Annotated in this window: 22 protein-coding genes; 12 read left to right on the top strand and 10 right to left on the bottom strand. The window is 71.4% G+C overall.

Translation table 11 applies throughout. From position 1 onward, the window contains the following. Positions 1 to 4: 4 nt before the first annotated feature. Genes FHX53_RS09920 through purD form a run of 3 tightly spaced genes read right to left on the bottom strand, consistent with a single transcriptional unit; the run spans position 5 to position 3,136 of the window. Complete coding sequence (locus FHX53_RS09920; RefSeq protein WP_246335637.1) at positions 5 to 925, bottom strand: VOC family protein; 921 nt, start codon at positions 923 to 925, stop codon at positions 5 to 7. 40 nt (positions 926 to 965) lie between these two features. Then, positions 966 to 1,886 carry a phosphoribosylaminoimidazolesuccinocarboxamide synthase gene (locus FHX53_RS09915; RefSeq protein WP_220476378.1) on the bottom strand — a complete coding sequence of 307 codons (921 nt, stop codon included), beginning with the start codon at positions 1,884 to 1,886 and terminating at the stop codon, positions 966 to 968. Next, entirely contained in the window at positions 1,883 to 3,136 is a 1,254-nt protein-coding gene (gene purD / locus FHX53_RS09910) for a phosphoribosylamine--glycine ligase (RefSeq protein WP_182491197.1), read from the bottom strand. The genes FHX53_RS09915 and purD overlap by 4 nt, the downstream gene beginning before the upstream one ends. Positions 3,137 to 3,384: 248 nt before the next feature. On the opposite strand from purD, the gene FHX53_RS09905 reads away from it, so the two are divergent. Next, positions 3,385 to 3,774 carry a sterol carrier family protein gene (locus FHX53_RS09905; RefSeq protein ID WP_182491196.1) on the top strand — a complete coding sequence of 130 codons (390 nt, stop codon included), beginning with the start codon at positions 3,385 to 3,387 and terminating at the stop codon, positions 3,772 to 3,774. Positions 3,775 to 3,808: 34 nt separating this feature from the next. Then, on the top strand, positions 3,809 to 4,201 hold the full coding sequence (locus tag FHX53_RS09900; protein WP_182491195.1) for a hypothetical protein: 393 nt from the start codon (positions 3,809 to 3,811) through the stop codon (positions 4,199 to 4,201). Between the two features lie 3 nt (positions 4,202 to 4,204). Here the strand turns inward: FHX53_RS09900 and purF are convergent, their stop codons facing one another. After that, the gene (gene purF / locus FHX53_RS09895) at positions 4,205 to 5,662 is read right to left on the bottom strand and encodes an amidophosphoribosyltransferase (RefSeq protein ID WP_182491194.1); all 1,458 of its coding nucleotides are present in this window, start codon (positions 5,660 to 5,662) and stop codon (positions 4,205 to 4,207) included. Between the two features lie 103 nt (positions 5,663 to 5,765). Between purF and purM the strand changes: the two genes are divergently transcribed. Next, on the top strand, positions 5,766 to 6,869 hold the full coding sequence (purM, locus tag FHX53_RS09890) for a phosphoribosylformylglycinamidine cyclo-ligase (protein ID WP_182491193.1): 1,104 nt from the start codon (positions 5,766 to 5,768) through the stop codon (positions 6,867 to 6,869). Here purM and FHX53_RS09885 read toward each other — a convergent pair. Beyond that, a complete protein-coding gene (locus FHX53_RS09885) occupies positions 6,866 to 8,086 on the bottom strand; it encodes an amidohydrolase (RefSeq protein WP_182491192.1) in 1,221 nt (406 codons plus the stop codon). The two genes, purM and FHX53_RS09885, sit on opposite strands and share 4 nt — an antisense overlap. Before the next feature lie 167 nt (positions 8,087 to 8,253). Then, positions 8,254 to 8,472, bottom strand: coding sequence for a DUF3073 domain-containing protein (locus FHX53_RS09880; protein WP_182491191.1), 219 nt, complete (start codon positions 8,470 to 8,472; stop codon positions 8,254 to 8,256). Positions 8,473 to 8,630: 158 nt separating this feature from the next. Here FHX53_RS09880 and FHX53_RS09875 point away from each other — a divergent pair, with 158 nt between their 5' ends. The 3 genes from FHX53_RS09875 to FHX53_RS13870 all read left to right on the top strand — a co-directional run bounded on the left by FHX53_RS09875 (position 8,631) and on the right by FHX53_RS13870 (position 10,260). Further along, complete coding sequence (locus tag FHX53_RS09875; RefSeq protein WP_182491190.1) at positions 8,631 to 9,731, top strand: NAD(P)-binding domain-containing protein; 1,101 nt, start codon at positions 8,631 to 8,633, stop codon at positions 9,729 to 9,731. Between the two features lie 35 nt (positions 9,732 to 9,766). Beyond that, positions 9,767 to 10,063 (top strand): hypothetical protein, encoded by a 297-nt coding sequence (locus tag FHX53_RS09870; protein WP_182491189.1) that lies wholly within the window; start codon positions 9,767 to 9,769, stop codon positions 10,061 to 10,063. 62 nt (positions 10,064 to 10,125) lie between these two features. Next, positions 10,126 to 10,260 carry a hypothetical protein gene (locus FHX53_RS13870; RefSeq protein ID WP_281364394.1) on the top strand — a complete coding sequence of 45 codons (135 nt, stop codon included), beginning with the start codon at positions 10,126 to 10,128 and terminating at the stop codon, positions 10,258 to 10,260. A gap of 532 nt (positions 10,261 to 10,792) precedes the next feature. Here the strand turns inward: FHX53_RS13870 and FHX53_RS09865 are convergent. Next, a complete protein-coding gene (locus FHX53_RS09865) occupies positions 10,793 to 12,790 on the bottom strand; it encodes a glycogen debranching N-terminal domain-containing protein (RefSeq protein WP_182491188.1) in 1,998 nt (665 codons plus the stop codon). A 175-nt stretch (positions 12,791 to 12,965) separates the two neighbouring features. Here FHX53_RS09865 and FHX53_RS09860 point away from each other — a divergent pair, with 175 nt between their 5' ends. Genes FHX53_RS09860 through FHX53_RS09845 form a run of 4 tightly spaced genes read left to right on the top strand, consistent with a single transcriptional unit; the run spans position 12,966 to position 17,325 of the window. After that, on the top strand, positions 12,966 to 14,012 hold the full coding sequence (locus FHX53_RS09860; protein ID WP_220476365.1) for a LacI family DNA-binding transcriptional regulator: 1,047 nt from the start codon (positions 12,966 to 12,968) through the stop codon (positions 14,010 to 14,012). Between the two features lie 33 nt (positions 14,013 to 14,045). Then, positions 14,046 to 15,287 carry an extracellular solute-binding protein gene (locus FHX53_RS09855; RefSeq protein ID WP_182491186.1) on the top strand — a complete coding sequence of 414 codons (1,242 nt, stop codon included), beginning with the start codon at positions 14,046 to 14,048 and terminating at the stop codon, positions 15,285 to 15,287. Positions 15,288 to 15,292: 5 nt separating this feature from the next. Then, positions 15,293 to 16,408, top strand: a complete 1,116-nt coding sequence (locus FHX53_RS09850) for an ABC transporter permease subunit (RefSeq protein ID WP_182491185.1) — start codon at positions 15,293 to 15,295, stop codon at positions 16,406 to 16,408. Beyond that, positions 16,405 to 17,325, top strand: coding sequence for a carbohydrate ABC transporter permease (locus FHX53_RS09845; protein ID WP_182491184.1), 921 nt, complete (start codon positions 16,405 to 16,407; stop codon positions 17,323 to 17,325). The genes FHX53_RS09850 and FHX53_RS09845 overlap by 4 nt, the downstream gene beginning before the upstream one ends. A 206-nt stretch (positions 17,326 to 17,531) precedes the next feature. Here the strand turns inward: FHX53_RS09845 and FHX53_RS13670 are convergent, their stop codons facing one another. Continuing rightward, on the bottom strand, positions 17,532 to 18,434 hold the full coding sequence (locus FHX53_RS13670) for a PadR family transcriptional regulator (protein WP_246335636.1): 903 nt from the start codon (positions 18,432 to 18,434) through the stop codon (positions 17,532 to 17,534). Positions 18,435 to 18,454: 20 nt separating this feature from the next. Further along, complete coding sequence (gene yczE, locus FHX53_RS09835) at positions 18,455 to 19,138, bottom strand: membrane protein YczE (RefSeq protein ID WP_182491183.1); 684 nt, start codon at positions 19,136 to 19,138, stop codon at positions 18,455 to 18,457. Between the two features lie 219 nt (positions 19,139 to 19,357). Here yczE and FHX53_RS09830 point away from each other — a divergent pair, with 219 nt between their 5' ends. Both FHX53_RS09830 and FHX53_RS09825 read left to right on the top strand, forming a co-directional pair. Next, positions 19,358 to 22,447: an efflux RND transporter permease subunit gene (locus FHX53_RS09830; RefSeq protein ID WP_182491182.1), complete on the top strand. Its 3,090-nt coding sequence runs from the start codon at positions 19,358 to 19,360 to the stop codon at positions 22,445 to 22,447. Between the two features lie 28 nt (positions 22,448 to 22,475). Next, complete coding sequence (locus FHX53_RS09825) at positions 22,476 to 23,480, top strand: ion transporter (RefSeq protein ID WP_182491181.1); 1,005 nt, start codon at positions 22,476 to 22,478, stop codon at positions 23,478 to 23,480. Here the strand turns inward: FHX53_RS09825 and FHX53_RS09820 are convergent. After that, positions 23,470 to 23,784, bottom strand: a complete 315-nt coding sequence (locus tag FHX53_RS09820; RefSeq protein WP_182491180.1) for a hypothetical protein — start codon at positions 23,782 to 23,784, stop codon at positions 23,470 to 23,472. The genes FHX53_RS09825 and FHX53_RS09820 overlap by 11 nt on opposite strands. Positions 23,785 to 24,004 lie beyond the last annotated feature (220 nt).

Raw genomic sequence — 24,004 nt, 5'->3', positions numbered from 1 at the left:
GTCGCTACGCCGTGGGGGCCACGGTCACCCGCAGCAGGTTCCCCCACGGGTCGTCGACGTGCACCGTCCGCCCGTCGTCGCGCACCTCGTGACCGAAGTGCCCGAGGCGCTCGCCGAGTGCGCCGATCTCGTCGGCGTGCGGCAGCACGATGTCGACGCGCCCGAGCCCGAGCGCCGGCTGCCGGCGGCCCGCGCCCTGGCTGCGCCACACGTTCATCGCCATGTGGTGGTGGTAGCCGCCCGCGCTCACGAAGATCGCCTGCCCGCCGTAGCTCGTCGTGAGGTCGAAGCCGAGCTCGTCGACGTAGAAGCGCCTCGCGGTGGCGACATCGCCGACCGAGAGGTGCACGTGCCCGATGACGGCGGGGGCGGAGGAGTGCTCGGCGAGCGCGGCCTCGGTGAGGTGCTGCTGCAGGAACGCGTTCGGGTCGAGGTAGAGGGTCGACATCTCGACCTGGCCGTGGGTCCAGCTCCACTCGGTGCGGTCGCGATCCCAGTACAGCTCGACGCCGTTGCCCTCGGGGTCGTCGAAGTAGAACGCCTGGCTCACGAGGTGGTCGCTCGATCCGGTGAAGGTGCCCGGGTGCCGTTGGGCGACGGTCGCGACGGCGGCGGCGAGCGCCGCCTGCGTCTCGAACAGGATCGCCGTGTGGAACAGCCCCGCCTCGCGCGGCCCGGCATGGCGCAGTGTCGGCGCGTGCCGCAGAACGACGAGGGGGATGCCCGCGGCCGCTCCGCCGTCGGCGTCGCGCCGCGTGCGCCCGAGCGTCGCCATCGGGGGCTCGCCGTCGCGCGCGTGCTGGGTCGTGAGCACCTCGAGGCCGACGCCGTCGCGGTAGTACGCGGTCATCGCGTCGAGGTCGGCGACGTCGAGCGTCACGGCCCCCATCGATGTGTCGGGGGCGAGGCGCGGGGCGGCGGTCATGCGACTCTCAACCGACACGGGCCGGGCGGCATTCCGCGGCTCAGGCGCCGCCGGCGCCGCCGGTCAGCCGCTCGATGAGCTCGCGGTAGCGCGCCGCGGTGCGCTCGACGATCTCGTCCGGCAGGGACGGGGGCGTGCCGTGCCTGTCCCAGTGCGCGGCGAGCCAGTCGCGCACGATCTGCTTGTCGAAGCTCGCGAGCCGGTCGGGGCCGCCCGCGGCGTAGAGCTCCGCATCCCAGTATCGCGAGCTGTCGGAGGTGAGCACCTCGTCGGCGAGGGTCAGCACGCCCGTGGCAGGGTCGTCGCCGAACTCGAACTTGGTGTCGGCGAGGATCACCCCGCGCTCCTCGGCGATCGCGCTCGCGCGGCGGAAGAGGTCGAGCGAAGCATCCCGCAGCGCCGTCGCGGTCGGCTCGCCGACGAGCTCGACGGTCCGCTCGAAGGTGACGTTCTCGTCGTGCTCGCCGAGCGGAGCCTTGTACGCGGGCGTGTAGATCGGCTCGGGGAGCCGGTCGCCGTCGGTGAGGCCGGCGGGCAGCGGGATGCCGCACACGCTCTGCGACTGCTGGTACTCGGCCCAGCCGGAGCCGGAGAGGTACCCGCGCACGACGCACTCGATCGGGTGCATGTCGAGCCGGCGGGCGATGACCGCGCGGTCGGCGACCTCGGCGGGGACGTCCTGCACGGGGTCGAGGTGCGTCGGGAACCCGAGCCGGTCGAACCACCAGCGCGTGAGCTGCGTGAGGAGGGCCCCCTTGCCCGGGATACCCGGCTCGAGAACATGGTCGAACGCGCTCACGCGGTCGCTCGCGACCATGAGCACGCTGTGGGCGCTCGCGAGGTCGGATGCGTCCTGCGGGACGTAGAGGTCGCGCACCTTTCCCGAGTACGCGCGCCGCCATCCCGGCAGGTGCTGCGCGTCGACGTCGAGCCCGGCGGCCTGCTCGCTCACGTCGCTCAGGCCTCGACGACGCGCGCGGCGATGTCGGAGCGGTACTGGCCGCCCTCGAGCCCGATGCGGCCGATCGCATCGTAGGCGCGGGCGCGGGCCTCGGTGAAGTCGGCGCCCGTCGCGACGACGCTGAGCACGCGCCCGCCGGTGGCCACGAAGCCGTCGCCCGTGCGCGCGGTCGCGGCGTGGCAGAGGTGGACGCCCTCGACCTGCTCGGCCTCGGCGAGGCCCGTGAGCGCGCGGCCGGTGTGCGGGGTGTCGGGGTAGCCCTCGCTCGCGAGGACGACGGTCACGGCGACCTCGTCGCTGAACTCGGGGCGCGGGACGCCGCCGAGCTGCCCGGTCGACGCGGCGAAGAGGAGGCCGCTGAGCGGAGTGGTGAGGCGCGGCAGCACGACCTGCGTCTCGGGGTCGCCGAAGCGCGCGTTGAACTCGATGACGCGGATGCCCGCGTCGGTCACGATGAGCCCGCAGTAGAGGAGGCCGATGAAGGGCGTGCCCTCCTCGGCGAGCTGACGCACGGTCGGCTGCGCGATGGTCTCGATGACCTCGTCGACGAAGCCGACCGGGGCCCACGGGAGGGGCGAGTAGGCGCCCATGCCGCCGGTGTTGGGGCCGGTGTCGCCGTCGCCGATGCGCTTGTAGTCCTGCGCGGGGCTGAGCGGCACGACGGTGTGACCGTCGCTCAGCAGGAAGAGACTGACCTCCTGACCGGCGAGGAACTCCTCGATGAGCACGCCGCCCTGCTGGAGGTAGTGCTCGGCGTGCGCGCGAGCGGCGGCGCGGTCGTCGGTGACGATGACGCCCTTGCCGGCGGCGAGGCCGTCGGCCTTCACGACGTAGGGGGCGCCCATGTCGTCGAGGGCGGCATCCGCCTCGGCGAGGGTGCCGGCGCGCACCGCGCGACCGGTCGGAACCGAGGCTGCGTCCATGATGCGCTTGGCGAAGGTCTTCGAGCCCTCGAGCTGCGCGGCCGCCTTGCCCGGCCCGAAAGTCGCGATGCCGCGCGAGCGCAGGGCGTCGGCGACGCCCTCGACGAGCGGAGCCTCGGGGCCGATGACGACGAGCTCGATGTCGTTGTCGACGGCGTAGTCGGCGACGACCGCGGCCTTGGTAGGGTCGAGCGCGACGGTCTCGACGGCCTGCGCGATTCCCGCGTTGCCGGGGGCGGCGGTGATCTCGTGGCCCGCGTTCTCGCGAAGGAGCGCCGTGATGATGGCGTGCTCGCGCGCGCCCGATCCGAGGACGAGGATTCTCACCCGCACAGCCTACCCAGCGTGCGCGGATGCGCAGTCCGGGCATCCCGCTCGCCCGCGCTCCCTGCGTGGGCCGCCCGCCCTGCCTGCCCTGCGCGCGCTCCCTTCTCTCTCCCGCGGCACTCGCGATGTGGAGGAGTGACGAAAGTGGATTACGTCACTCCTCCGCATCCTGAGCGCGGCGCTCGTGAACCCTGCCAGGCGGGCGCACCGGAGGGCCGGTCCCGGGGCGGTCGGCGTACGCTCGGGGGATGCCCCGCGCCCGCATAGACGAGACCGCCGGCCGAGCGGCCGTGCGGTCCGCGACCGCGGCGCTCGCCGCCCGCGGCGACGACCCGAGCTCTCCGCCCCCGGCGCGCCACGAGCTCGCGACGGCCGTACGCTATCTGCTCCAATGCCTGAGCGACGCGGCTCCCGGGAAGAGCGTCGAGGTGCGCGTTCCGCCGTTCGGGGCCGTGCAGATCGTCGAGGGCCCACGGCACACGCGGGGCACTCCGCCGAACGTCGTCGAGCTCGACGCGCCCACCTTCCTCGCTCTCGCGACGGGCGGCGGCCGGTGGGGGGAGGCCCTCGCCGAGGGGCGCATCCAGGCCTCGGGTGCGCGCTCCGACCTGTCGTCGCTCCTGCCCGTCGCGTGGTGAGCCGACGCTCACCCTCGTGCGCGAGAATGGCACCGTGAGCGACAGCACCCCCGCCGGCGACGCGGCCCCGCAGCGCCCCGCCGCGCAGCGCCCGGCCCCGCGCCAGCCCGAGCAGCCGCGACCGCGACCGCAGCCCGAGCAGGTGACCGTGCGCCGTGCGCCGAAGATCCCCGCCTTCATCGCCGTTGGCGCCGTGCTCGGCTTCTTCGCCACCCTCATCGTCACGGGGCTCTTCCCCTCGGACGAGAACGTCGGCTTCGCCACTCTCGTCGCCTACTTCTCGATCTACGGCATCACGATCGGCGTGCTGATCGGCGCGATCCTCGGCGTCGTGCTCGACCGACGCTCCCGCAAGCGCGCCCGCACCCTGCAGGCCGAGCGCGAGACGGTCGACCCGGCCCCCGTAGAGGGCGAGCTCGAGCAGTAGCGCTCAGCTGTTCTGGTTCCGCTCGACCCAGTCGAGGTACTCGGGTGACACGGTGCCGGTGACGTACTCGCCCGTGAAGCAGCTCATCTCGAGCCCCTCGATGTCGGTGCCCTCGAGGATTGCCGACTCCATGTCGGCGACCTCCTGGTAGATGAGGGCGTCCGCCGCGAGCTCCTGCGCGATCTCGGGGATCTTGCGACCGTGCGCGATGAGCTCGCGCGAGGTCGGCATGTTGATGCCGTACACGTGCGGGTAGCGCACCGGCGGAGCGGCCGACGTGAACGTGACCTTCGCCGCGCCCGCCTGCCGCGCCATCTCGACGATCTCCTTCGACGTTGTGCCGCGCACGATCGAGTCGTCGACGATCAGGATGCTCTTGCCCTGGAACTCGCTCGACATCGCGTTGAGCTTCTGCTTGACGCTCTTCTTGCGCTCCGCCTGCCCCGGCATGATGAACGTCCGGCCGATGTAACGGTTCTTGTAGAAGCCCTCGCGGTACTCGATTCCGAGCTTCTGCGCGACTTGCATCGCCGCGGGGCGGGAGGAGTCGGGGATCGGCATGACGACGTCGATGTCGCCCGCGGGGGCGTGACGCTGGATGGTCGTCGCGAGCCGGTCGCCGAGCCGCAGTCGCGCCTCGTACACCGAGATGCCGTTCATGATCGAGTCGGGGCGCGCGAGATAGACGTACTCGAACGAGCACGGGATCAGGCGCGGGTTCGCCGCGCACTGCTTCGAGACCATCTCGCCGCTCATCGAGATGAAGACCGCCTCGCCGGGGGCGAGGTCGCGGACGATCTCGTAGCCGCCGTGCTCGAGCACGAGCGACTCGCTCGCGACGACCCACTCGTCGCCCACGAGCCCCGTCGATCGGCGGCCGAGCACGAGCGGCCGGATGCCGAACGGATCGCGGAAGGCCAGCAGGCCGTGGCCGGCGATGAGGGCGATCGCCGCGTACGAGCCCTCGACGCGCTCGTGCAGGCGCGTGATCGCCGCGAATAGCTGGTCGGGGTCGAGGTCGTCGCCCGTGACCTGCTGCTGCAGCTCGTGGGCGAGCACGTTGACGAGCAGCTCGGTGTCGGAGTTCGTGTTGAGGTGGCGGCGGTCGATCTCGTGCAGCTCGCGCGTGAGCTCGCGCGTGTTCGTGAGGTTGCCGTTGTGGACGAGGATGATGCCGTACGGCGCGTTCACGTAGAACGGCTGCGCCTCCTCCTCGCTCGAGGCCGAGCCGCGGGTCGCGTAGCGCACGTGGCCGAGGCCCATCGTGCCGAGCAGCGAGCGCATGTCGCGCGTGCGGTACGCCTCGCGCACCTGCCCCTTCGCCTTCTGGATGTGCATCACGCGGCCCTCGGCGGTGGCGATGCCGGTCGAGTCCTGTCCGCGGTGCTGCAGCAGCGACAGCGCGTCGTAGACCTGCTGGTTGACGGGGCTGGACGAGACGACTCCGACGATGCCGCACATGCGCGAGCGAGCTCCCAAAGGGGTGGTGGAACGGCCCGATCGGGCCGGTTCCAGTCTGACATACGTGCTCATCCGCGCGCGCCGCGGCCGGTAGCCTGAGCGGGTGACAGGGAACGCATCGAGCTACGCCGCTGCCGGAGTCGACACCGCCGCGGGCGACCTGGCGGTCGAGCTCATGAAGTCCGCCGTCGGCGCGACCCACGGGCCCCAGGTGCTCGGCGGTGTCGGCGGATTCGCCGGCCTGTGGGATGCCTCCGCCCTCACCGCCTACCGCAAGCCGCTGCTCGCGACGAGCACCGACGGCGTCGGGACGAAGGTCGCGATCGCGCAGGCCCTCGACATCCACGACACGATCGGTCAGGATCTCGTCGCGATGGTCGTCGACGACATCATCGTCGTCGGCGCGAAGCCCCTGTTCATGACCGACTACATCGCGTGCGGCAAGGTGCACCCGCAGCGCATCGCTGACATCGTGCGCGGCATCGCCGAGGCCTGCACCGCGACCGGCACCGCGCTCGTCGGCGGCGAGACCGCCGAGCACCCGGGACTTCTGGGCGTCGACGACTACGACGTGGCGGGCGCCGCGGTGGGCGTCGTCGAGGCCGACGAGGTCCTCGGCCCGGAGCGCGTGCAGCACGGCGACCTCGTCATCGCGATGGCGAGCTCGGGCCTGCACTCCAACGGATTCTCGCTCGTGCGGCACATCCTCGCGAAGCGCGGCATCGGCTACCACGACGACCTCGCCGAGCTCGGCGGCACAGTCGGCAAGACCCTGCTCGAGCCGACCCGCCTCTACACCGCGCCCCTGCTCGACGTGCTCGCCGAGCTGCCCGGAGCCGTCCACGCCCTCAGCCACGTCACGGGCGGCGGCATCGCCGCGAACCTCGCGCGCGTCCTCCCCGTCGGCAGCTGGGTCGAGCTCGATCGCGCCTCCTGGAGCCCGACGCCCGTCTTCCGCGTGCTCGCCGACCTCGCGGGCGACACCCTCGAATCGACCGAGGGCACGTGGAATCTGGGCATCGGGATGCTCGCGGTCGTCGCGCACGACAGCGCGTCGACCGTGATCCGCGCCCTCGAATCGCGGGGCATCCCGTCGTGGGTGGCAGGTGCGGTGTCGACGCACGCGCGCGATCTCGCAGGCTTCGAGCAGGGCGCAAAGGGCGTCGACGGCGGGGCAGTGCGCCTCGTCGGCGCCTACGCGAACTAGCGCCGCCCGACCCACTCCATCGCCGCCGTCACGAGCGTCTCCACGCCGTGCTCGATCGTCGGGTGCAGCACGGGCGCGAAGAACGGGGAGTGGTTCGTCGGGATCTCCTGCTCGACGCGGCCCGCCGCGGCCGCCCGGGAGAAGGTCTCCGGGTCGACGCCGCCGACGAACCAGTAGACGAGCGGCGCTCCGGCCGCGGTCGCGAGCTCGTGGACGTCCTCGCTGCCCGTGAGCGTTCCGATGTCGATGACGCGCTCGGCGCCGAACCGAGTCTCGAGCGCGGCCCGCACGCGCGCGGTCGCCTCGGGGTCGTTGACGGTCGCGGCGACGGTCTCGTCGACCACCACGGTCGGAGGCTCCGTCATGCCGCTCGCGGTCGCCTCGGCCGCCACGATGCGGCGGATGCCGTCCAGCAGCGTCGCGCGGACATCCGCGTCGACCGAGCGCACGCTCACGCCCATCGTCGCCTCGGCGGGGATGATGTTGCTCTTCGTACCCGCGTGCAGTGAGCCGACGGTGACGACGGCGAGCGCGCCGGGCGCGACCTCGCGCGAGACGATCGACTGCAGACGCACGACCGCGGAGGCGGCGGCGAGCACGGGGTCGATCGTCGACTGCGGGCGCGATCCGTGCCCGCCGCGACCGTGCATCGTGATCGTGAGGGTGTCGGCCCCCGCCATCGCGGGGCCGCTCGTGACGCTCGCGACGCCCGCCGGCAGCGGCGCGAGGTGCTGGCCGAGCACGACGTCCGCGTGCGGGAACCGGTCGACGAGCCCGTCGGCGACCATCTCGCGCGCGCCGCCGATCGTCTCCTCCGCCGGCTGGAACACCGCGACGACCGTGCCCGACCACCGATCGCGCGTCGCCACGAGCCGCTCGAGCGCCCCGAGCAGCCACGTGACGTGCATGTCGTGGCCGCACGCGTGCATGACGCCGACCTCGACGCCGTCGGGCCCCACGGCCCGCTGCGTGCTCGCGTAGTCGAGGCCGGTCGCCTCGGTCACGGGCAGCGCGTCCATGTCGGCGCGCAGATGCACGACCGGGCCGGCGCCGTTGGCGAGCACGCCGACGACGCCCGTGCGGCCCACGCCCTCCGTGACGTCGAGGCCCAGCTCGCGCAGACGCGCTGCGGCTAGACCTGCGGTGCGGGTCTCGGCGAACGACAGCTCGGGGTGGGAATGCAGGTCGCGGTAGAGATCCTCGAGATCGAACGGCATGACGCCCACGCTAGACCCGGGGGCGGATGCCCGGAAGGGGCGGGCGCGCCGGCGCGCACCGCGCATCCGCGGCCCTCGATCGCGGCGCACGCCGCCCGGACATGCGACGAGCCCGCCCTCGCGAGGTCAGGCTCAGCGGTGGCGGGCTCGGTCGAAGTGGGGAGGAGCTACGCGGTGCGCGGAGCCTCGCTCGGCAGACCGTAGGCGTCGGCCTCGTCCACCTCGTCGTCGTCCTCGTCGTCGGCCCACTTGTCGACGTACGCATCCTCCGCCGCGGCCTTCGCTGCGAGCTCGCGCTCGAGAGCGCTCAGGTTGGTGTCGGGAGTGAAGTACTTCAGCTCGCGTGCCACCTTGGTGTGCTTCGCCTTCTGACGACCGCGCCCCATGCGTGACCCCCTCACAAGTGTGTCGACTCAGGACTGTCGGAAATCCCGGGAACGCCGAATCGGGAACGGTGGAAAAACTGGAGCTCAGTCTACCATGCAGGCCCCTTCGCGAGCGTCGCTCGAGCCGCTCGCTGGGAGCGAACGACTAGCCTCTATGCGTGACCGAATCCGCCCTCGCGACGAAGTGCGTGGTCATCGGCGCCGGTCAGGCCGGGCTCTCGGCCGCCTACTATCTGCAGCGGCTCGGGCTCGAGGCCGGCGAGGAGTTCGTGCTCCTCGATCGCGGCCCCGCGACGGGCGGCGCCTGGCAGCATCGGTGGGCCTCGCTGCGACTCGGCTCGGCGCACCGCGTCAACGATCTGCCCGGCATGGACGAGCTCGGCATCAGCTTCGGCACCGCCGATCGTGACACCCCCGCGCGCGAGGTCGTCATGGATTACTACCGCCGCTACGAGGAGCACTACGACCTCAAGGTCGTGCGCCCGGCGACCGTCACCCGCGTGACCGACACCGGCGGGCCTCTGCTCGTCCGGATCAGCACGGAGGGCGGCGACCTCGAGCTGCTCGGCTCGACCGTCGTCAACGCGACCGGCACGTGGGGCGCGCCCTTCGTCCCCTGGTACCCGGGCCTGCGCGACTTCGCCGGTCGGCACGTGCACACGGCCGATTATGCGGCAGCGAGCGACTTCGCCGACCAGGACGTCATCGTCGTCGGCGGCGGCACGAGCGCGATCGGATTCATCATCGAGCTCGAGAACGTCGCCCGCTCGATCGCCTGGTCGACGCGGCGCGAGACGCAGTTCATCGACGGCCCGAGCCTCAATCTCGAGGATGCCGTGGCGGCGGTGGCAATGCAGGACGAGGCCGCGAGGGCGGGCCGTGCGCTCCCCTCCATCGTCTCGGGAACGGGCGTGCCGCGCACCCGCCGGATCCAGGCCGCGCTCGATCGCGGGGTGCTCAGCTCGCGCGGGGTCATCCAGCGCATCGAGCCCGACGGCGTGCGCTGGGAGGACGACTCGTTCAGTCCCGCCTCGGCGATCGTCTGGGCGACCGGATTCCGGCCCGAGCTGCGCCACCTCGCCCCGTTGCGGCTGCGCGAGCGCGAGGGCGGCGTGACGGTCGCGAGCCACCACTCCGAGCGCGACCCGCGGATCTTCTTCGCCGGCTACGGCCCCTCGGCCTCGACGATCGGCGCCGCGCGCGCCGGCCGCAACATCGCGCGACAGGTGGTCGCGGTGCTCAGCCGCATGGGTCGATAGCGGCGCACGGACCGCGCAGGTGCCAGGGTGGAGCCGTGGACATCGACTTGCTGTGGCTCGTACTGATCGTGACGCCGATCGTGATGGCCGTCATCATCCTCGTCATCGGCCTGCTGTTCTTCCGCGCGCTGCGCAAGCCCACGCGCGACGCTCTCGCGCAGCGCCGCGCGCAGCAGGAGGCCGAGCGGCTGAGCGGCGGACGCGACAGCTGGACGGGCGCCGACGACGACGGCGGGCATCCCACCCCGACCGACGCCGACGCGGACGCGCCGAACGGTGCCGGAGGCGAGGGCGGCAGCGCGAGCGGCGCGCGCGGCGGCGACGGCGACTGAGGCGGGCATCCGCACCGCAGGCGCACAGCGAAGCGGGGCGACCCGAAGGCTGCCCCGCTCCGATGAGTCGGGCCGAGCTGTACTCGCACTGGCCGTACCAGCACTCGAGGTCGGTCGTGGCCGGGTCGATCTCCTTCACCGTGATGACGAGGTTGCCCTCGCCGTCGAGCGCGGCGTTGTCGGTCGAGTCGGTGTAGTACTGGAGCTCGTCGTTGCCCCAGCCCCAACCGCCGGTCTCGTACGTCCAGTTGTCGGGGTCGGCGGACTCGCCGGCGGCGCCGTCGAAGTCATCGCTCCAGACCTCGCCCCAGCTGTCCGGTCCGGCGTCCCGCGCACCGTTGTCGGCGATGCCGACCGTGATGCGCTGGTTGGCCTTCGTGCTGCGCACTCAGAACGAGAGCCCGCCGGCGGCGGACCAGTCCTGGCCGCCCTCGATCGGACGCGCGACCCGCGTGCTTCCGCGGAAGTCGATGTCGAGGTCACCGAGGGCGGGACAGACGGGGCGTGAACACCGCAGGGAGCAAGCCGCACTCCCATTGCACGCCGCACCTCGGAGCGACGTGCGCCGAGACACCGCGCGAGGAGGTGTCGCGCGCTGAGGAGGCGCAGGTTCGCTGACAGGGCGCGAGATCGATGTGGCGCCCTGTCGCCAAACCCGCGCCTTACGAACTTCGCGGGGAGCGGGGGACGCGTGGCGGGGTGGCGGGGCGGCGGGCGGGGAGCGCGCGGTCAGCCGACGTCGTGGGAGGCCGTGCCGAGGCGGAGTCCCGCGACGCGGAGGCCCTCGAAGCCGGGGAGCGGGGCGTGCGCGATCGCGCCGCCACGGGCATCCGGGCTCAGGCGCAGCGCCGCCGAGAGCACCGCGACGGCCGACGCCGCCGACCACGCCTGCGGGCGGCACGCGGCCGGATACGGCACCGGCACTCCGACCTCGGCGCGCGCGTCGCCGCTGTGCAGCTCGGGCACCCGGTAGTCGAAGCCCTCCGCGGCAGCGAGCAGCCCGTCGATGAGCTGGGCGGCGACGGTCTCGTGGCCGTCGCGGGCGAGGCCGAGCACGGCGATCGCCGTGTCGTGGGTCCAGACCGAGCCGCCGTGGTAGCTCAGCGGCCAGTACCCGCTCGACTCCGTCGACATGGTGCGCAGACCGTAGCCCGAGCTCATCGCGGGCGAGCCGAGGCGACGCGCGACGAGCTCCGACTGCTCGGCATCGAGCAGGCCCGTGCCGAGCAGGTGCCCGAGGTTGGAGGTCACCGTGTCGACGCGGCGCTTGGCGGCGTCGAGGGCGATCGCCGGGTAGGCGCCCGCCGGGTCGTGCACCCAGAAGCTCTCGTGGAAGCGGGTCTTGAGCCGCTCGGCCCATGCCCGCCACTCGGTCGCTTCGTCGGCGTCGGCGCCCTCGTCGAGCGCCTCGAGGAGCTCCGCCCCATGCACGGCCGCCTCATACGCGTAGGCCTGCACCTCGCACAGCGCGATCGGTCCATCGGCGAGCGAGCCGTCGCGCCACTGCACGCTATCGCCCGAGTCCTTCCAGCCCTGGTTGGCGAGGCCGTGCCCCGAGCGGTCGACGTACTCGAGCAGCCCGTCGCCGTCGGCGTCGCCGTGGTCGCGCATCCAGGAGAGGGCGCCGCGAAGGGCCGGCAGCAGCGCGCGCACCTCGTCGTCGGCCATGCCCCAGCGCCACGCGTCGTGCAGCAGGCACACCCACAGCGCGGTCGCGTCGACGGTGCCGTAGTAGAGCGGCGGCAGTGAGGTGCCGTCGTCGATCACGAGCGTCTGACGCCGCAGCTCATGCATGATCTTGCCCGGTTCCTCGGCCGTGTCGTCGACGATCGCCGTGCCCTGGAGCCCGGCGAGCACGTGCAGGGTGTCGCGCGCGAGGTCGGTGCCGAGCGGCAGGAGGAAGCGCGCGGCCCACAGCGAGTCGCGCCCGAAGAGCGTGAAGAACCAGGGGGCTCCCGCGGCGAGGAACTGGCGATCGGGATGCTGCGCCGTCGTCATGCGCAGGCAGTCGAGGTCGGCGAGCGACCGCTCGACCCAGCGCGTCAGGCGGCTGTCGGGGGCGACGACCTCGGGCGTGCTCCACGGCACGGGCTGAGCGGCTCCGCCGATGACGCCGATGCTGTCGTGCGCCTCGAGGCCGAGGGTGCGCGTGGCCGAGCCGCGCGCGGGCACCGCGAGCGCCGCCTGCAGGCGGACGCCGGTCGCCGTGCGCTCGACGTCGAACCCGCCGGCGCGCAGGCGCGCGCTCACGCCCTCGCCCTCCCAGGCCACGGAGCCGTCGCCGAGCTCGGGCTCGAGGGCCACCGGGTCGCCGTGGCCCTGCTTGATCTCGTCGAGCGAGCGGGCGTCGAGGTCGATGTCGATCTCGAGGGCGGTCTCGAGGGCGACGTCGCGTCGGTTGACGACCGTGAGTCGCTCGCTCCAGCCCGCGGTGGTCGCGACGCGCTCGATCTCGAGCCGCACGCCGGGGTCGGGGGTCGGGTCGTCGAGGTGCCGGAGCAGGGAGTGCAGGAGGGCGCGGTCGGCGGTGGGCGTCGCGGTCGACAGGTGCTCGGCATCCGCCCCGCCGATGCGGACGCGGAGACCGCGGACAAGACGCACGTCGGAGAAGTACACGCCGTGGATCGCGGAGGAGCCGAGCGAGCCGTCGGCCCCCGACCAGACCTGTGTCGGCGCGCGCAGCACGACGAGCGCGTCGTGGAGGAGGGGCTGGAGCGGTGCGGTCATGTCCTGTGAGCTTCCCGTCGCTGGTGCTGGGCGGCGTCGTCGGGGCTTGACACCGCTGTCGGTGTCGGACACACTACCGAATAATTCGAACGTTCAAAATGAACGATCCAATTCCTCGCCGAACGGCAGGGGAGCAGCGCAGCACGCTTGGCCAAAGGAGGCACGGGTGGGACGGATGCCGACAGTCGACGACGTCGCCCTCGCCGCCCAGGTCTCGCGCCAGACGGTGTCGAACGTCATCAACTCGCCCGAGATCGTGCGCGAGACGACGCGGCAGCGCGTGCAGGAGGCGATCGATCGCCTCGGGTACCGGCCGCACGCATCCGCCCGGCGACTGCGCACTCGCAAGTCGTCGACGATCGGCGTGCGCCTCGATCCGCTGCGCGACGGCATCTCCGGAGCAGTGCTCGACCGCTTCGTGCACAAGCTCGCCGAGCAGGCCGATGCGCGCGACCTGCGCGTCATGATCTTCACCGCGGACGGCCACGCGGACGAGCTCGCGCACATCCGCCGCCTGCGCGACGGCAGCGACGTCGACGCCTTCGTTCTCATCGGCACCGATCACGGCGATTCACGCATCGCGTGGCTCGTCGAGAACCGCGTGCCCTTCGTGTCGTTCGGCCGCCCGTGGGGGGCGGAGACGCCCGACCCGCATCACCGGTGGGTCGACGTCGACGGGCGAGCCGGCGTTCGGGATGCGGTGCAGCACCTGCGCGCCAACGGCGCCGGCCGGGTCGCCTGGATCGGCTGGCCGAGCCCGTCGGGAACCGGCGACGAGCGCCGCGCCGGGTGGGAGGAGTCGTGCGGGCTCGAGGGTGCCGATCGCATCACCCTCGCCGTCGCGACCGAGGACGGCGTGAGCGAGGGCCGCCGTGCCGCCGCGGCCCTGCTCGAGCTGCCCGAGCCGCCCGACGCGATCGTGTGCGCGAGCGACTCGCTCGCCCTCGGCGCGACGATGGCCGCGCAGGCCGCTGGCCTCGCCCGACTGCCCATCGTGGGCTTCGACAACACCCCGGTCGCCGCCGCCGTCGGGCTCTCGAGCATCGAGCAGCCCCTCGACGAGGTCGTCGCGGCGGCACTGACGCTCCTGTTCGGCGAGCACGGCGACGACGTGCGGCCGAATCCGGACAGCGACGAGGAGCCGGGTCACCGGCTCCTCGTGCCTCGACTCGTCGAGCGCAGGTCTAGCCACCTCGCGCTCGACGGCAATCCCGGCGCCTGAGGCTCCGGCAATCACACATCGAAAGGAATCATCGTGAGGACATCACAATGGAGTGCGCTCGGGCTGGCCGGCGCGCTCGCCGTCACTCTAACGGCTTGCTCCGCCGGCTCGGAAGGCGGCGGCGGAGACGGCGGCGCCGTCGAGGAGGGCCTCGAGCTCACCATGCTCATCGGCTCGTCCGGTGACGCCGAGACGTCGGCCGTGCAGGCCGCTGCCGACGCGTGGGGCGGGGAGACCGGCAACACCGTCGAGGTCATCGCCGCGAACGACCTGGTGCAGCAGCTGGGTCAGGGCTTCTCGGGCAACAACCCGCCTGACATCTTCTATATGCCGTGGGACCAGTTCCAGACCTACGCGGCGCAGGGCTTCATCGAGCCCTACGCGTCCGAGCTCGAGAACTCCGGCGACTTCCTGCCGGCGCTCGCCGAGCAGTTCAGCTACGACGGCGAGTTCTACTGCGCGCCGAAGGACTTCTCGACGCTCGGCCTGCAGATCAACCTCGACGCGTGGGAGGCCGCCGGTCTGACCGACGCCGACATCCCCACCGACTGGGACCAGCTCGCGTCCGTCGCGCAGACGCTCACCACGGGTGAGCAGGTCGGCCTGTCGATGGGCCGCGAGTACGCGCGAGTCGGCGTGTTCATGAACCAGGCCGGCGGCACGCTCGTCGACGGCGACTCGATCGCCGCCGACAGCGAGGAGAACCAGGCGGGGCTCGCCTACCTGCAGGAGCTCATCGAGGCGGGTTCGCTCAAGTTCCCGCAGGAGCTCGAAGCCGGATGGGGCGGTGAGGCCTTCGGTCTCGGCAAGGCCGCGATGGTCATCGAGGGCCCGTGGATCAACGGCGCCATGAAGAACGACTTCCCCGAGCGCCGCTTCGTCTCCGTCGAGCTGCCCGCCGGTCCCGCCGGCCCGTCGACCTACGCCTTCAGCAACTGCTGGGGCATGCCGGTCGGCTCGGAGACCAAGGATGCCACGATGGATCTCATCGAGTTCCTGACGAGCGACGAGCAGCAGCTCGCGTTCGCCGAGGCCTTCGGCGTCATCCCGTCGACCGAGTCGGGCGCGGCGGCCTACGCCGAGCAGTTCCCGGACAACTCGGCCTTCGTCGCCGGTGTCGAGTACGCCGAGAGCCCGGTCGCCTTCCAGGGCGCCGCCGCGGCCTTCGCCGACTTCAACACCCAGCTCGAGTCGATCGGCAGTGCTGAGCCGGCGAGCCTTCTCGGAACCCTCCAGGGCAACCTCGAGGCCGCCTACGACGAGGTGAACGGATAACCACCGTGGCCGTCAACGCCGCACCACGGCCTCGCCGCGGCGGAGGAATCCGCCGCGGCGAGGCCCGCGCGGGGTGGCTCTTCATCGCCCCCGCCGTGTTCATCACCGCTGTCTTCCTGGTGATCCCGATCGCGCTCGCGCTCTGGGTCAGCATGAGCGACTGGAACGGCTTCCAGTCGCCGCTCAACCCGCGCGTCAACTTCGTCGGGCTCGAGAACTACGCGGCGATCACGGTCGAGGACGGCCTCGATCAGCGCAACTTCGGCACGGCCGTGCGCAACAACCTCTACTACGTTCTGCTCGTCGTTCCTCTGCAGACGATCATCTCGCTGCTCCTCGCCATCCAGGTGAACCGGGCGGCCCTCCGCGGGCGCGGGTTCTTCCGCACCGCCTTCTACTTCCCGTCGGTCACGAGCACCGTCGCGATCGTCGTCGTCTTCCAGTTCCTCTTCACCGCCTCCGGCGCGGTCAACGCCGCGATCGGCGCGCTCGGCATCCGCGGGCCCGACTGGTTCAACGACTCGACCGGGCTCGTGCATGGCGCGCTCTCGGCGTTCGGCATCGACTCTCCGTCGCCGGCCCTCGCCGAGCCCGGATTCCTCGGCATCTCGGGCTGGGAGTGGCTCGCCGGCCCCTCGGTCGCGATGACCTCGCTCATCATCCTCGCGATCTTCACGACCTCGGGAACGTTCATGCTGCTCTTCCTCGCCGCGCTGCAGAGCATCGGCTCCGAGATCGACGAGGCGACCCTCATGGACGGAGCGGGGCCGTTCCGGAAGTTCTTCTCCGTGACGGTGCCGATGCTCCGCCCGACGCTCTTCACCGTCCTGACCCTCGGCCTCATCGGCTCGTGGCAGGTGTTCGACCAGATCTACGTGATCGGCGGCGGCAGCGCCGGCGGCACGATCTCGACCCCGGCCTTCCTCGCCTACCGCAGCTCGTTCGTCGACCTGCAGTGGGGCCAGGGCGCGGCCATCGCCTTCATCCTCTTCGTCTTCATCATCCTGCTGACGCTCGTGCAGCGCTGGGTGCTGAAGGAGCGCACGCCGCGCAAGCGCAATCGCGTCGCGGCGACCGAGAAGATCGCCGCGAACGACTCGACCTCCGGAGGGCTCCGATGACCGCCGCCGTGACACCCGCCACCGGGACGAAGAGCGGGTCGAGCATCCGCACCCCCGAGCGCCCCTTCCGCCGCAAGAAGCAGATCGGCGGTCGGGCGCGCGCGAACATCCTGCTCGGCTACCTGATCCTCATCGGACTCGCGCTCATCTACATCTACCCGTTCCTGATCTCGATCTCGGCCTCGCTCAAGACCGACGCCGAGGCGACGCAGAACGCGCTGTCGCTCATCCCGGACACGATCACCTACGCGGCGTACGAGCGGCTGTTCGGCGACGTGCCCTTCCCGCAGTGGGCGGGCAACACGCTGCTCATCTCGGTCGTCGTGACGACGGGTCGCGTCTTCTTCGACTCGCTCGCCGGGTACGCGCTGTCACGCCTTCAGTTCCGCGGCCGGACGGTCGTCTTCGTCGCCTTCATCGCGATCCTGTCGGTGCCGGGCGTCGTGCTGCTCATCCCGCGCTTCCTGATCCTCCAGCAGCTCGGCCTCTACGACACGTACGGCGGCATGATCATCCCGCTGCTGTCGACCGCGGCCGGGGTGTTCATCATGAAGCAGTTCTTCGACTCGATCCCCGTGAGCATCGAGGAGGCCGCGCGCATCGACGGCGCGAGCACCTTCCGGGTGTTCTGGACGATCGTGCTCCCCATGGCGCGACCGGCGCTCGTGACGCTGTTCATCCTGTCGTTCCAGGGCTCGTGGAACGAGCTCGGTCACTTCATCGTCTCGAGGCAGAGCCCCGAGCTGAACACGCTCACGACCGGTGTCGCCTCACTCGTATCCGGTCAGTTGGGCTCGGGCAACCAGTTCCCGCTGCAGCTCGCCGCCGCGGTGCTCATGACGATCCCGGTCGCCGTGCTCTTCTTCATCTTCCAGCGCCGCATCATGAACACGACCGCGGGGGCCGAGAAGGGATAGCGCCGGACCGGCTCGCCACGATCGGCGTGCAGCGCGCCGGTTCGGCGACGCGCTGTCGTGGGCGCTCGGTCTCGACCTAGCACTGCAGCTCCGCCCGCACATCGTCGACGAGCGCGCGCAGCCGCTTCTCGAGCAGAGCCACGACCTCCTCGGTCAGGCGGGCGTCGCCCGCCGCAGCTCGGTGCGCAGGTCCAGGCGCGCGCCAGCTAGCGCCGATCGGCGCGGTGCAGGCGCTCGCGCCCCTCCCCGCGCACGACCGAGACGTTCTCGTCGACGCGGCGGCCGGTCGCGCGCGCCTCGTCGCGGGCCTCCCGCGTCGCCGCGGCGAGTTCCGCTCGCAGCGACGTCATCGCCTCGCCGACGGATGCCCGCACCTCGTCCGCGAGCCGGCGCACCGAGTCGCCGACTCCCGCCTCGATCTCGTCCAGCTCGGCCGACCGGGCGGCGAGCTCGGCGCGCCTCTCCGGGGTGAGCGCGTAGGTCGTGCGCCGCCCGTCGGGGAGCCGCGAGACGAGCCCGTCGGCCTCGAGCTTGCCGAGGCGCGGGTAGACCGTGCCGGCGGAGGGCACGTAGGTGCCCCCGAACCGGTCGCTGAGCGCCTGGATGATCTCGTACCCGTGCATGGGCTGCACGGCGAGCACGTGCAGCAGATAGAGACGGAGGTGTCCGTGGCCGAAGACGGCGGGCGTCACGAGGCGCCCGCCGCGGCGCGCTCGGTGTGCACGACCGAGACGTCGCCGGCGATGCCGCTCGCGCGCACCTCGGTGAACGAGCCGGCGAGCTCGCCGTAGCGGCTCGAGTACTGCCCTTGATGCCCGTGGCGCGCGCGTCGTCGAGCTGCAGCGTGCCGACGACGGTGCTGACCGTGTACTGCGCGGGGGCGCCCGCGTCGAGGCGCACGGTGAGGTCGCCGCTCTGACGTCGCCGCCGACGGTGCGCGCGGTGACGTCGCCGTGGTGGCCGCGCACCGAGATCTCGCCGCTGACGTTCTGCAGCCGGAGGTCGCCGACGACGCCGTCGACGACGATGTCGCCCCTCACGGTGCTGATGCTCGCGTCGTCGTGCAGGCCGCTGAGGAGGGCATCAGCGGTGACGACGCCGAAGGCCAAACCCCGTCTTGCTCGCCCGCCTACCCGCCCGTCGGCGCCTCATCCGTGTCGGCATCCGTCGCCCCGGGCGCCGTTCCCGCACCCGCGGGGTCGACCGCCTCCGGCACGCGCAGGCGCGGAAGCGTCTGCCCGACCATCGGCCCGATGAGCAGCGCGAACGCGACCGTCCCGACGCCGACCGTGCCGCCGAGCAGCCAGCCGATCGCGAGCACGGTGAGCTCGACGCCCGTGCGCACCTTCCAGATCGCCCAGCCGAACCGCGCGTGGGCGCCCGTCATGAGGCCGTCGCGCGGGCCCGGCCCGAAGCGCGCGCCGATGTAGAGGCCCGTCGCGATCGAGAGCAGCAGCAGTCCGCCGCCGAAGAGCAGGATGCGCCCCCACAGCGGCTCGGGCGTCGCGATGAGCGGCAGCACGAGATCCATCACCGGGCCGATGAGCAGCACGTTGAGGACGGTCCCGATGCCGGGGCGCTGCCGCAGCGGGATCCACAGGAGCAGCACTCCGGCCCCCAGGAGGACCACGACGACGCCGATCGAGACGCCGGTCTGCTTCTCCAGGCCCTGCGCGAATACCGTCCAGGGGTCGAGGCCGATCTCGGCGCGGATCATGAGCGAGACGGCCACGCCGAACAGAAAGAGCCCGAGCAGCAGCTGACCCCAGCGGCGGACGGCGATGCGCCTCGAGTCGGGGCGGGCGGTGGTCATGCGCCCAGTCCATCCTGAAGCGCCCTGCGGGACAAATCGGGGGACGCGCGGCGTCGCTCGAGCATCGCGCGCGATGTCGCCCGAGCATCCTGACCGATCGGTCACATTCGAGGGTCGCGTGCATCCCTCGCTTTGCCAACGTACAGAGAACGCTGGGATGCTGGCCAGCGTTCTCACCCTGCGCCGGCGTTCGGCGAACCTTCCTGACCGGAGTCCTCCGTGCATCTGCTGTCGGTGTTCAGCCTTCGCAACCGAGCCCTCATCGCGCTCATCACGATCGTGGTCGGCCTCTTCGGCGGCATCGCGCTGACGAGCCTGAAGCAGGAGCTCATCCCCTCGGTCAGCTTCCCGCAGGTCATCGTGCTGACGCAGTACCAGGGCGCCGCGCCCGCGATCGTCGAGCAGGACGTCTCGACGCCCATCGAGACCGCCATCCAGGGCGTCGCGGGGCTCGAGGCCTCCAACGCCACCTCGAGCACGGGCTTCTCCGTCGTCACGGCGCAGTTCGCCTTCGGCACCGACATCTCGCGCGCCGAGCAGCGCGTGCAGCTCGCCGTCAATCGCCTCGACCTGCCCGCCGACGTCGACCCGCAAGTGCTCACCGGTACGATCGACGACTTCCCCGTCCTCCAGATCGCGGTCACGAGCGACCTCGAGCCCGGTGAGCTCGCCGAGGCGCTCGAAGAGCAGGCGGTCACAGACCTCACCGACCTCGAGGGGGTCCGCGAGGTCTCGATCCAGGGCGCGGTGGGCGATCGCGTGACGATCACGCCGGATGCCGCTGCTCTTGCCGCGCGCGGGCTCACGAACGCCGACATCACCGACGCCCTCGACGCGAACGGGGTGCTCCTGCCCGCAGGGACGATCACCGAGGACGCCCGCACGCTCGCCGTCCTGTCCGGAGTCCGCATCGGTAGCACGGATGAGCTCGCCGCCCTCCCCCTCCTCGCCGCGGAGCCCCCCACCGATGGCGCGATCACGACGATCGCTGATGTCGCCGATGTCGCGATCGTGAGCGACCCCCTGACGAGCTACTCGCGCGTCAACGGCGAGGACGCCCTGACGCTCGGCGTCACCAAGACCCCGGCCGGCAACACCGTCGACGTCTCGCGCGCCGTGCAGGGGGCGCTGCCGGCGCTCGCCGACTCGATCGGCAGCGGCACCGAGTTCACGATCGTCTTCGACCAGGCCCCGTTCATCGAGAAGTCGATCGAGTCGCTCGCGACCGAGGGCCTGCTGGGCCTGTTCTTCGCCGTCATCGTCATCCTCGTCTTCCTGCTGTCGATCCGTTCGACGCTCGTGACGGCGATCTCCATCCCGACCTCGGTCCTGCTGACCTTCATCGGGATGCAGGCCTCCGGCTACACGCTCAACATCCTCACGCTCGGCGCGCTCACGATCTCTATCGGCCGCGTCGTCGACGACTCGATCGTGGTCGTCGAGAACATCAAGAGGCATCTCGGCCTCGGCGAGGACAGGAAGACCGCCATCCTCGTCGGCGTCAAGGAGGTCGCGACGGCGATCACGGCATCCACCGTCACGACGATCGCCGTCTTCCTGCCCCTCGCTCTCGTGGGCGACATCACGGGCGAGCTCTTCCGCCCGTTCGCCCTCACGACGGCGATCGCGCTCGCCGCGTCGCTCTTCGTCTCGCTCACGATCGTCCCGGTGCTGGCGTACTGGTTCCTGAGGGCCCCGAAGAGCGTCGCGGCGGTCGCCGAGGGGGCGGATGCCCGGCCCGTGTCGATCGAGGAGGAGTCAGCGCGCCCGACCCGCCTTCAGCGCGGCTACCTGCCGGTCATCCGATGGACCCTCCGCCGCCCGGTCGCGACGCTCCTGCTCGCCGTCCTCGTGCTCGTCGGCACGGGCGCCCTCGCGACGGGCCTCAAGACCAACTTCATCGGCGACTCGGGCCAGAACACGCTCACCGTCACTCAGGCGCTCGACAACGGCGCGAGCCTCGAGACGCTCGACGACGCCGCATCGCTCGTGGAGGACGCGCTCGCCGACGTCGACGGCGTCGAGACCGTGCAGGCGTCGATCGGCTCCGACGGCACGTCGATCCGCGCGGTGTTCGGCGGCGGCAGCGACATCACCTACTCGATCACGACCGACCCCGACGTCGACCAGACGCAGCTGCAGGCCGACGTGCGCGAGGCGATCGAGGGCCTCGAGGGCGCCGGCGAGCTGAGCGTGCAGGCGGCCGGCGGCGGCTTCGCCTCCTCCGACATCGAGGTCGATATCACGGCCGTCGGCCAGAGCGATCTCGAGGAGGCCGCCCAGACCGTCCTCGACGAGGTGCGCGAGCTCGACGTCACCGCCGAGGCGCGCAGCAACCTCTCCGACACCCAGCCGTACCTCGCGATCCAGGTCGACCGGGCGCGCGCCGCCGAGCTCGGCCTGAGCGAGGTCGCGGTGGGCGGCATCGTCACCGCCGCGATGTTCCCCGCGTCCGTCGGGTCGGTCGTCATCGACGAGCGCAACCTCTCGATCTTCATCCCGAACCCGGATGCCCCGACCACCGTCCAGGAGCTCCGCGACTTCCCCATCCCGACCGCGCAGGGGCCCCTCCCGCTCAGCGAGCTCGCGAGCGTCGAGCAGGAGGATGGCCCAGCATCGATCACGACGATCCGCGGCACCCGCAGCGCCACCATCACGATCACGCCCGGCACGGACGACGTCGGCTCGGCGTCGGCCGTCGTGCAGGCCGCCATCGACGAGCTCGAGCTTCCCGACAGTGCCAGCGCCTCGCTCGGGGGCGTCACCTCGCAGCAGGCCGACGCGTTCGGCCAGCTCGGGCTGGCCCTGCTCGCGGCGATCCTCATCGTCTACGTCGTCATGGTCGCGACGTTCAAGTCGCTCCGTCAGCCGCTGCTGCTGCTCGTCTCGATCCCGTTCGCCGCGACGGGCGCGATCGCCCTGCAGCTCATCGCCGACATCCCGCTGGGGGTGCCGTCGCTCATCGGCGTGCTCATGCTCATCGGAATCGTCGTGACGAACGCGATCGTGCTCGTCGATCTCGTGAACCAGTACCGCGAGCGGGGGATGCGAGCCAGGGAGGCGGTCATCGAGGGCTCCTCGCGACGTCTTCGACCCATCCTGATGACGGCCGCCGCGACGATCTTCGCGCTGCTCCCGCTCGGCCTGGGCCTGACCGGCTCCGGCGGGTTCATCTCGCAGCCGCTCGCGATCATCGTGATCGGCGGGCTCGTGTCGTCGACGCTGCTCACGCTCGTCGTGCTGCCCGCGCTCTACTACCTGGTCGAGGGCGCCAAGGAGCGACGGGAGGCGAAGCGTTTGCTAGCGTGAGCCGCACCCGACCCGAAAGCGACTCATCATGACCGCTCGCGACTCACGATCGACAGCGGGCGTCGCCACGGTCTCCCCCGGACTCTTCACCTCCCAGACGGTGCAGCTCGCGCCGTACCGCATCCAATGGCTCGCCCGGCTCATGTACGGGAACCCCTTCGAGTTCCTCGTGATGGCGGTCATCATCGCCAACGCCGCGGCGCTCGCCGTGCTCACGTTCGACGGGCTCGATCCGACCACCGAGACGATCGCCCACACCGTCGACCGGGCGGCGATCGTGTTCTACACCGTCGAGGTCGTCCTCCGGCTCATCTCATACGGGCGCAAGCCCTGGATGTTCTTCCGCAACCCCTGGAACGTGTTCGACTTCGTCATCGTCGTCGCGATCCCCTTCCTCGACGGCGGAACGGTGATCTTCCGCCTCCTGCGGCTCCTGCGGATCCTGCGGATCTTCCGCTTCCTCCCCGAGGCGCGCATCCTCATGCTCTCGATGCTCAAGTCGATCGCGCCGCTCGCGAACCTGGCCGTCCTCATCGGGTTCCTCATGTTCATCTACGCCATGGCGGGGGTGTACCTCTTCGGAGCGGACGCGCCCGCCGAGTGGGGGAACATCGGCGCGGCGATGGTCACGCTCGTCATCCTGCTCACCCTGGAGAACTTCCCCGACTCGTTCACCGCCGGCCTGGAGATCACGCCGTGGGCGCTGCTGTACTTCCTCAGTTACATGTTCTTCATCGTCTTCACCGTGCTCAACGTGCTGATCGGGATCGTCCTCACGGCGATGGACAGCGCACGCGAGGAGGTCACGGCGGAGCGCGCGGCGGCGGGGCTCCCGACCACGACGGGCACGATCCAGCTGCGCGGCGCGAGTCAGGAACGCGGCGAGGAGGCTGTGAGCGCCGAGCTGGACTCGCTCACCGCTGAGCTCGACGAGGCGGAGCGCGCGGGCCGGGCATCCCCCGATCACATCCGACGGATCCGCGAGGAGATCGGCCGGATGCGCGAGGGTCAGACGCCTGAGGTCACCAGCTGAAGTAGCTGGGGTTGCGGGCCTCGTAGCGCTCGAGCCCGCTGAATGTGGCGAGCTCGCCGGAGTGGGTCTCCCAGTCGCCGGTGCCGACCTCGCCCGCGCTCGCAGGCTGGCCCTCCACCTCGTCTGCGAGCTCCAGCGGTTCGATCTCGACCAGCAGGGAGGGAGTGATGAGCACCGATCGCTCGATGCCGTCGCAGGTGCGGACGGGCACGAAGGCCCCGCCGGAGCGCGCCGCGCCCTCGATGTCTCGGGAGAGCGCGGCGAGGGCGACGCTCGCGTCCAGTACGTAGGAGGTGAGGTTCACGTGAAGTTTCGTAATAAGCATGATCGACCTTGAGACATCGTCGGCAGTCCTTCGATGACCCTCGTCCGCTCGCGGCGGGGAGGACGCGCAACCGCCCCTTGATCACGCGCGACGGCCACGGTACGCCTGAGCGGGGTTGACCGACAACCCTTGGCACAGCTTGCGCTCAGGTGCTAGGAGTCGAGAGTTCCACTTCAGTGCGGCTGCGGAGCTCGTCGCC

Source organism: Microcella alkalica (assembly GCF_014137945.1).
Taxonomy (GTDB): Bacteria; Actinomycetota; Actinomycetes; order Actinomycetales; family Microbacteriaceae; genus Microcella; species Microcella alkalica.
This window is presented reverse-complemented; position numbering and strand designations above follow the sequence as displayed.

What these genes read in the sequence shown, in the direction of transcription:
- FHX53_RS09920 (WP_246335637.1), bottom strand. Translation starts at nt 925, where the DNA reads ATGACCGCCGCCCCGCGCCTCGCCCCCGACACATCGATGGGGGCCGTG.
- FHX53_RS09905 (WP_182491196.1), top strand. Translation starts at nt 3,385, where the DNA reads ATGCCCCGCGCCCGCATAGACGAGACCGCCGGCCGAGCGGCCGTGCGG.
- purF (WP_182491194.1), bottom strand. Translation starts at nt 5,662, where the DNA reads ATGTGCGGCATCGTCGGAGTCGTCTCGTCCAGCCCCGTCAACCAGCAG.
- FHX53_RS09885 (WP_182491192.1), bottom strand. Translation starts at nt 8,086, where the DNA reads ATGCCGTTCGATCTCGAGGATCTCTACCGCGACCTGCATTCCCACCCC.
- FHX53_RS09880 (WP_182491191.1), bottom strand. Translation starts at nt 8,472, where the DNA reads ATGGGGCGCGGTCGTCAGAAGGCGAAGCACACCAAGGTGGCACGCGAG.
- FHX53_RS13870 (WP_281364394.1), top strand. Translation starts at nt 10,126, where the DNA reads ATGAGTCGGGCCGAGCTGTACTCGCACTGGCCGTACCAGCACTCGAGG.
- FHX53_RS09865 (WP_182491188.1), bottom strand. Translation starts at nt 12,790, where the DNA reads ATGACCGCACCGCTCCAGCCCCTCCTCCACGACGCGCTCGTCGTGCTG.
- FHX53_RS09860 (WP_220476365.1), top strand. Translation starts at nt 12,966, where the DNA reads ATGCCGACAGTCGACGACGTCGCCCTCGCCGCCCAGGTCTCGCGCCAG.
- FHX53_RS09845 (WP_182491184.1), top strand. Translation starts at nt 16,405, where the DNA reads ATGACCGCCGCCGTGACACCCGCCACCGGGACGAAGAGCGGGTCGAGC.
- yczE (WP_182491183.1), bottom strand. Translation starts at nt 19,138, where the DNA reads ATGACCACCGCCCGCCCCGACTCGAGGCGCATCGCCGTCCGCCGCTGG.
- FHX53_RS09825 (WP_182491181.1), top strand. Translation starts at nt 22,476, where the DNA reads ATGACCGCTCGCGACTCACGATCGACAGCGGGCGTCGCCACGGTCTCC.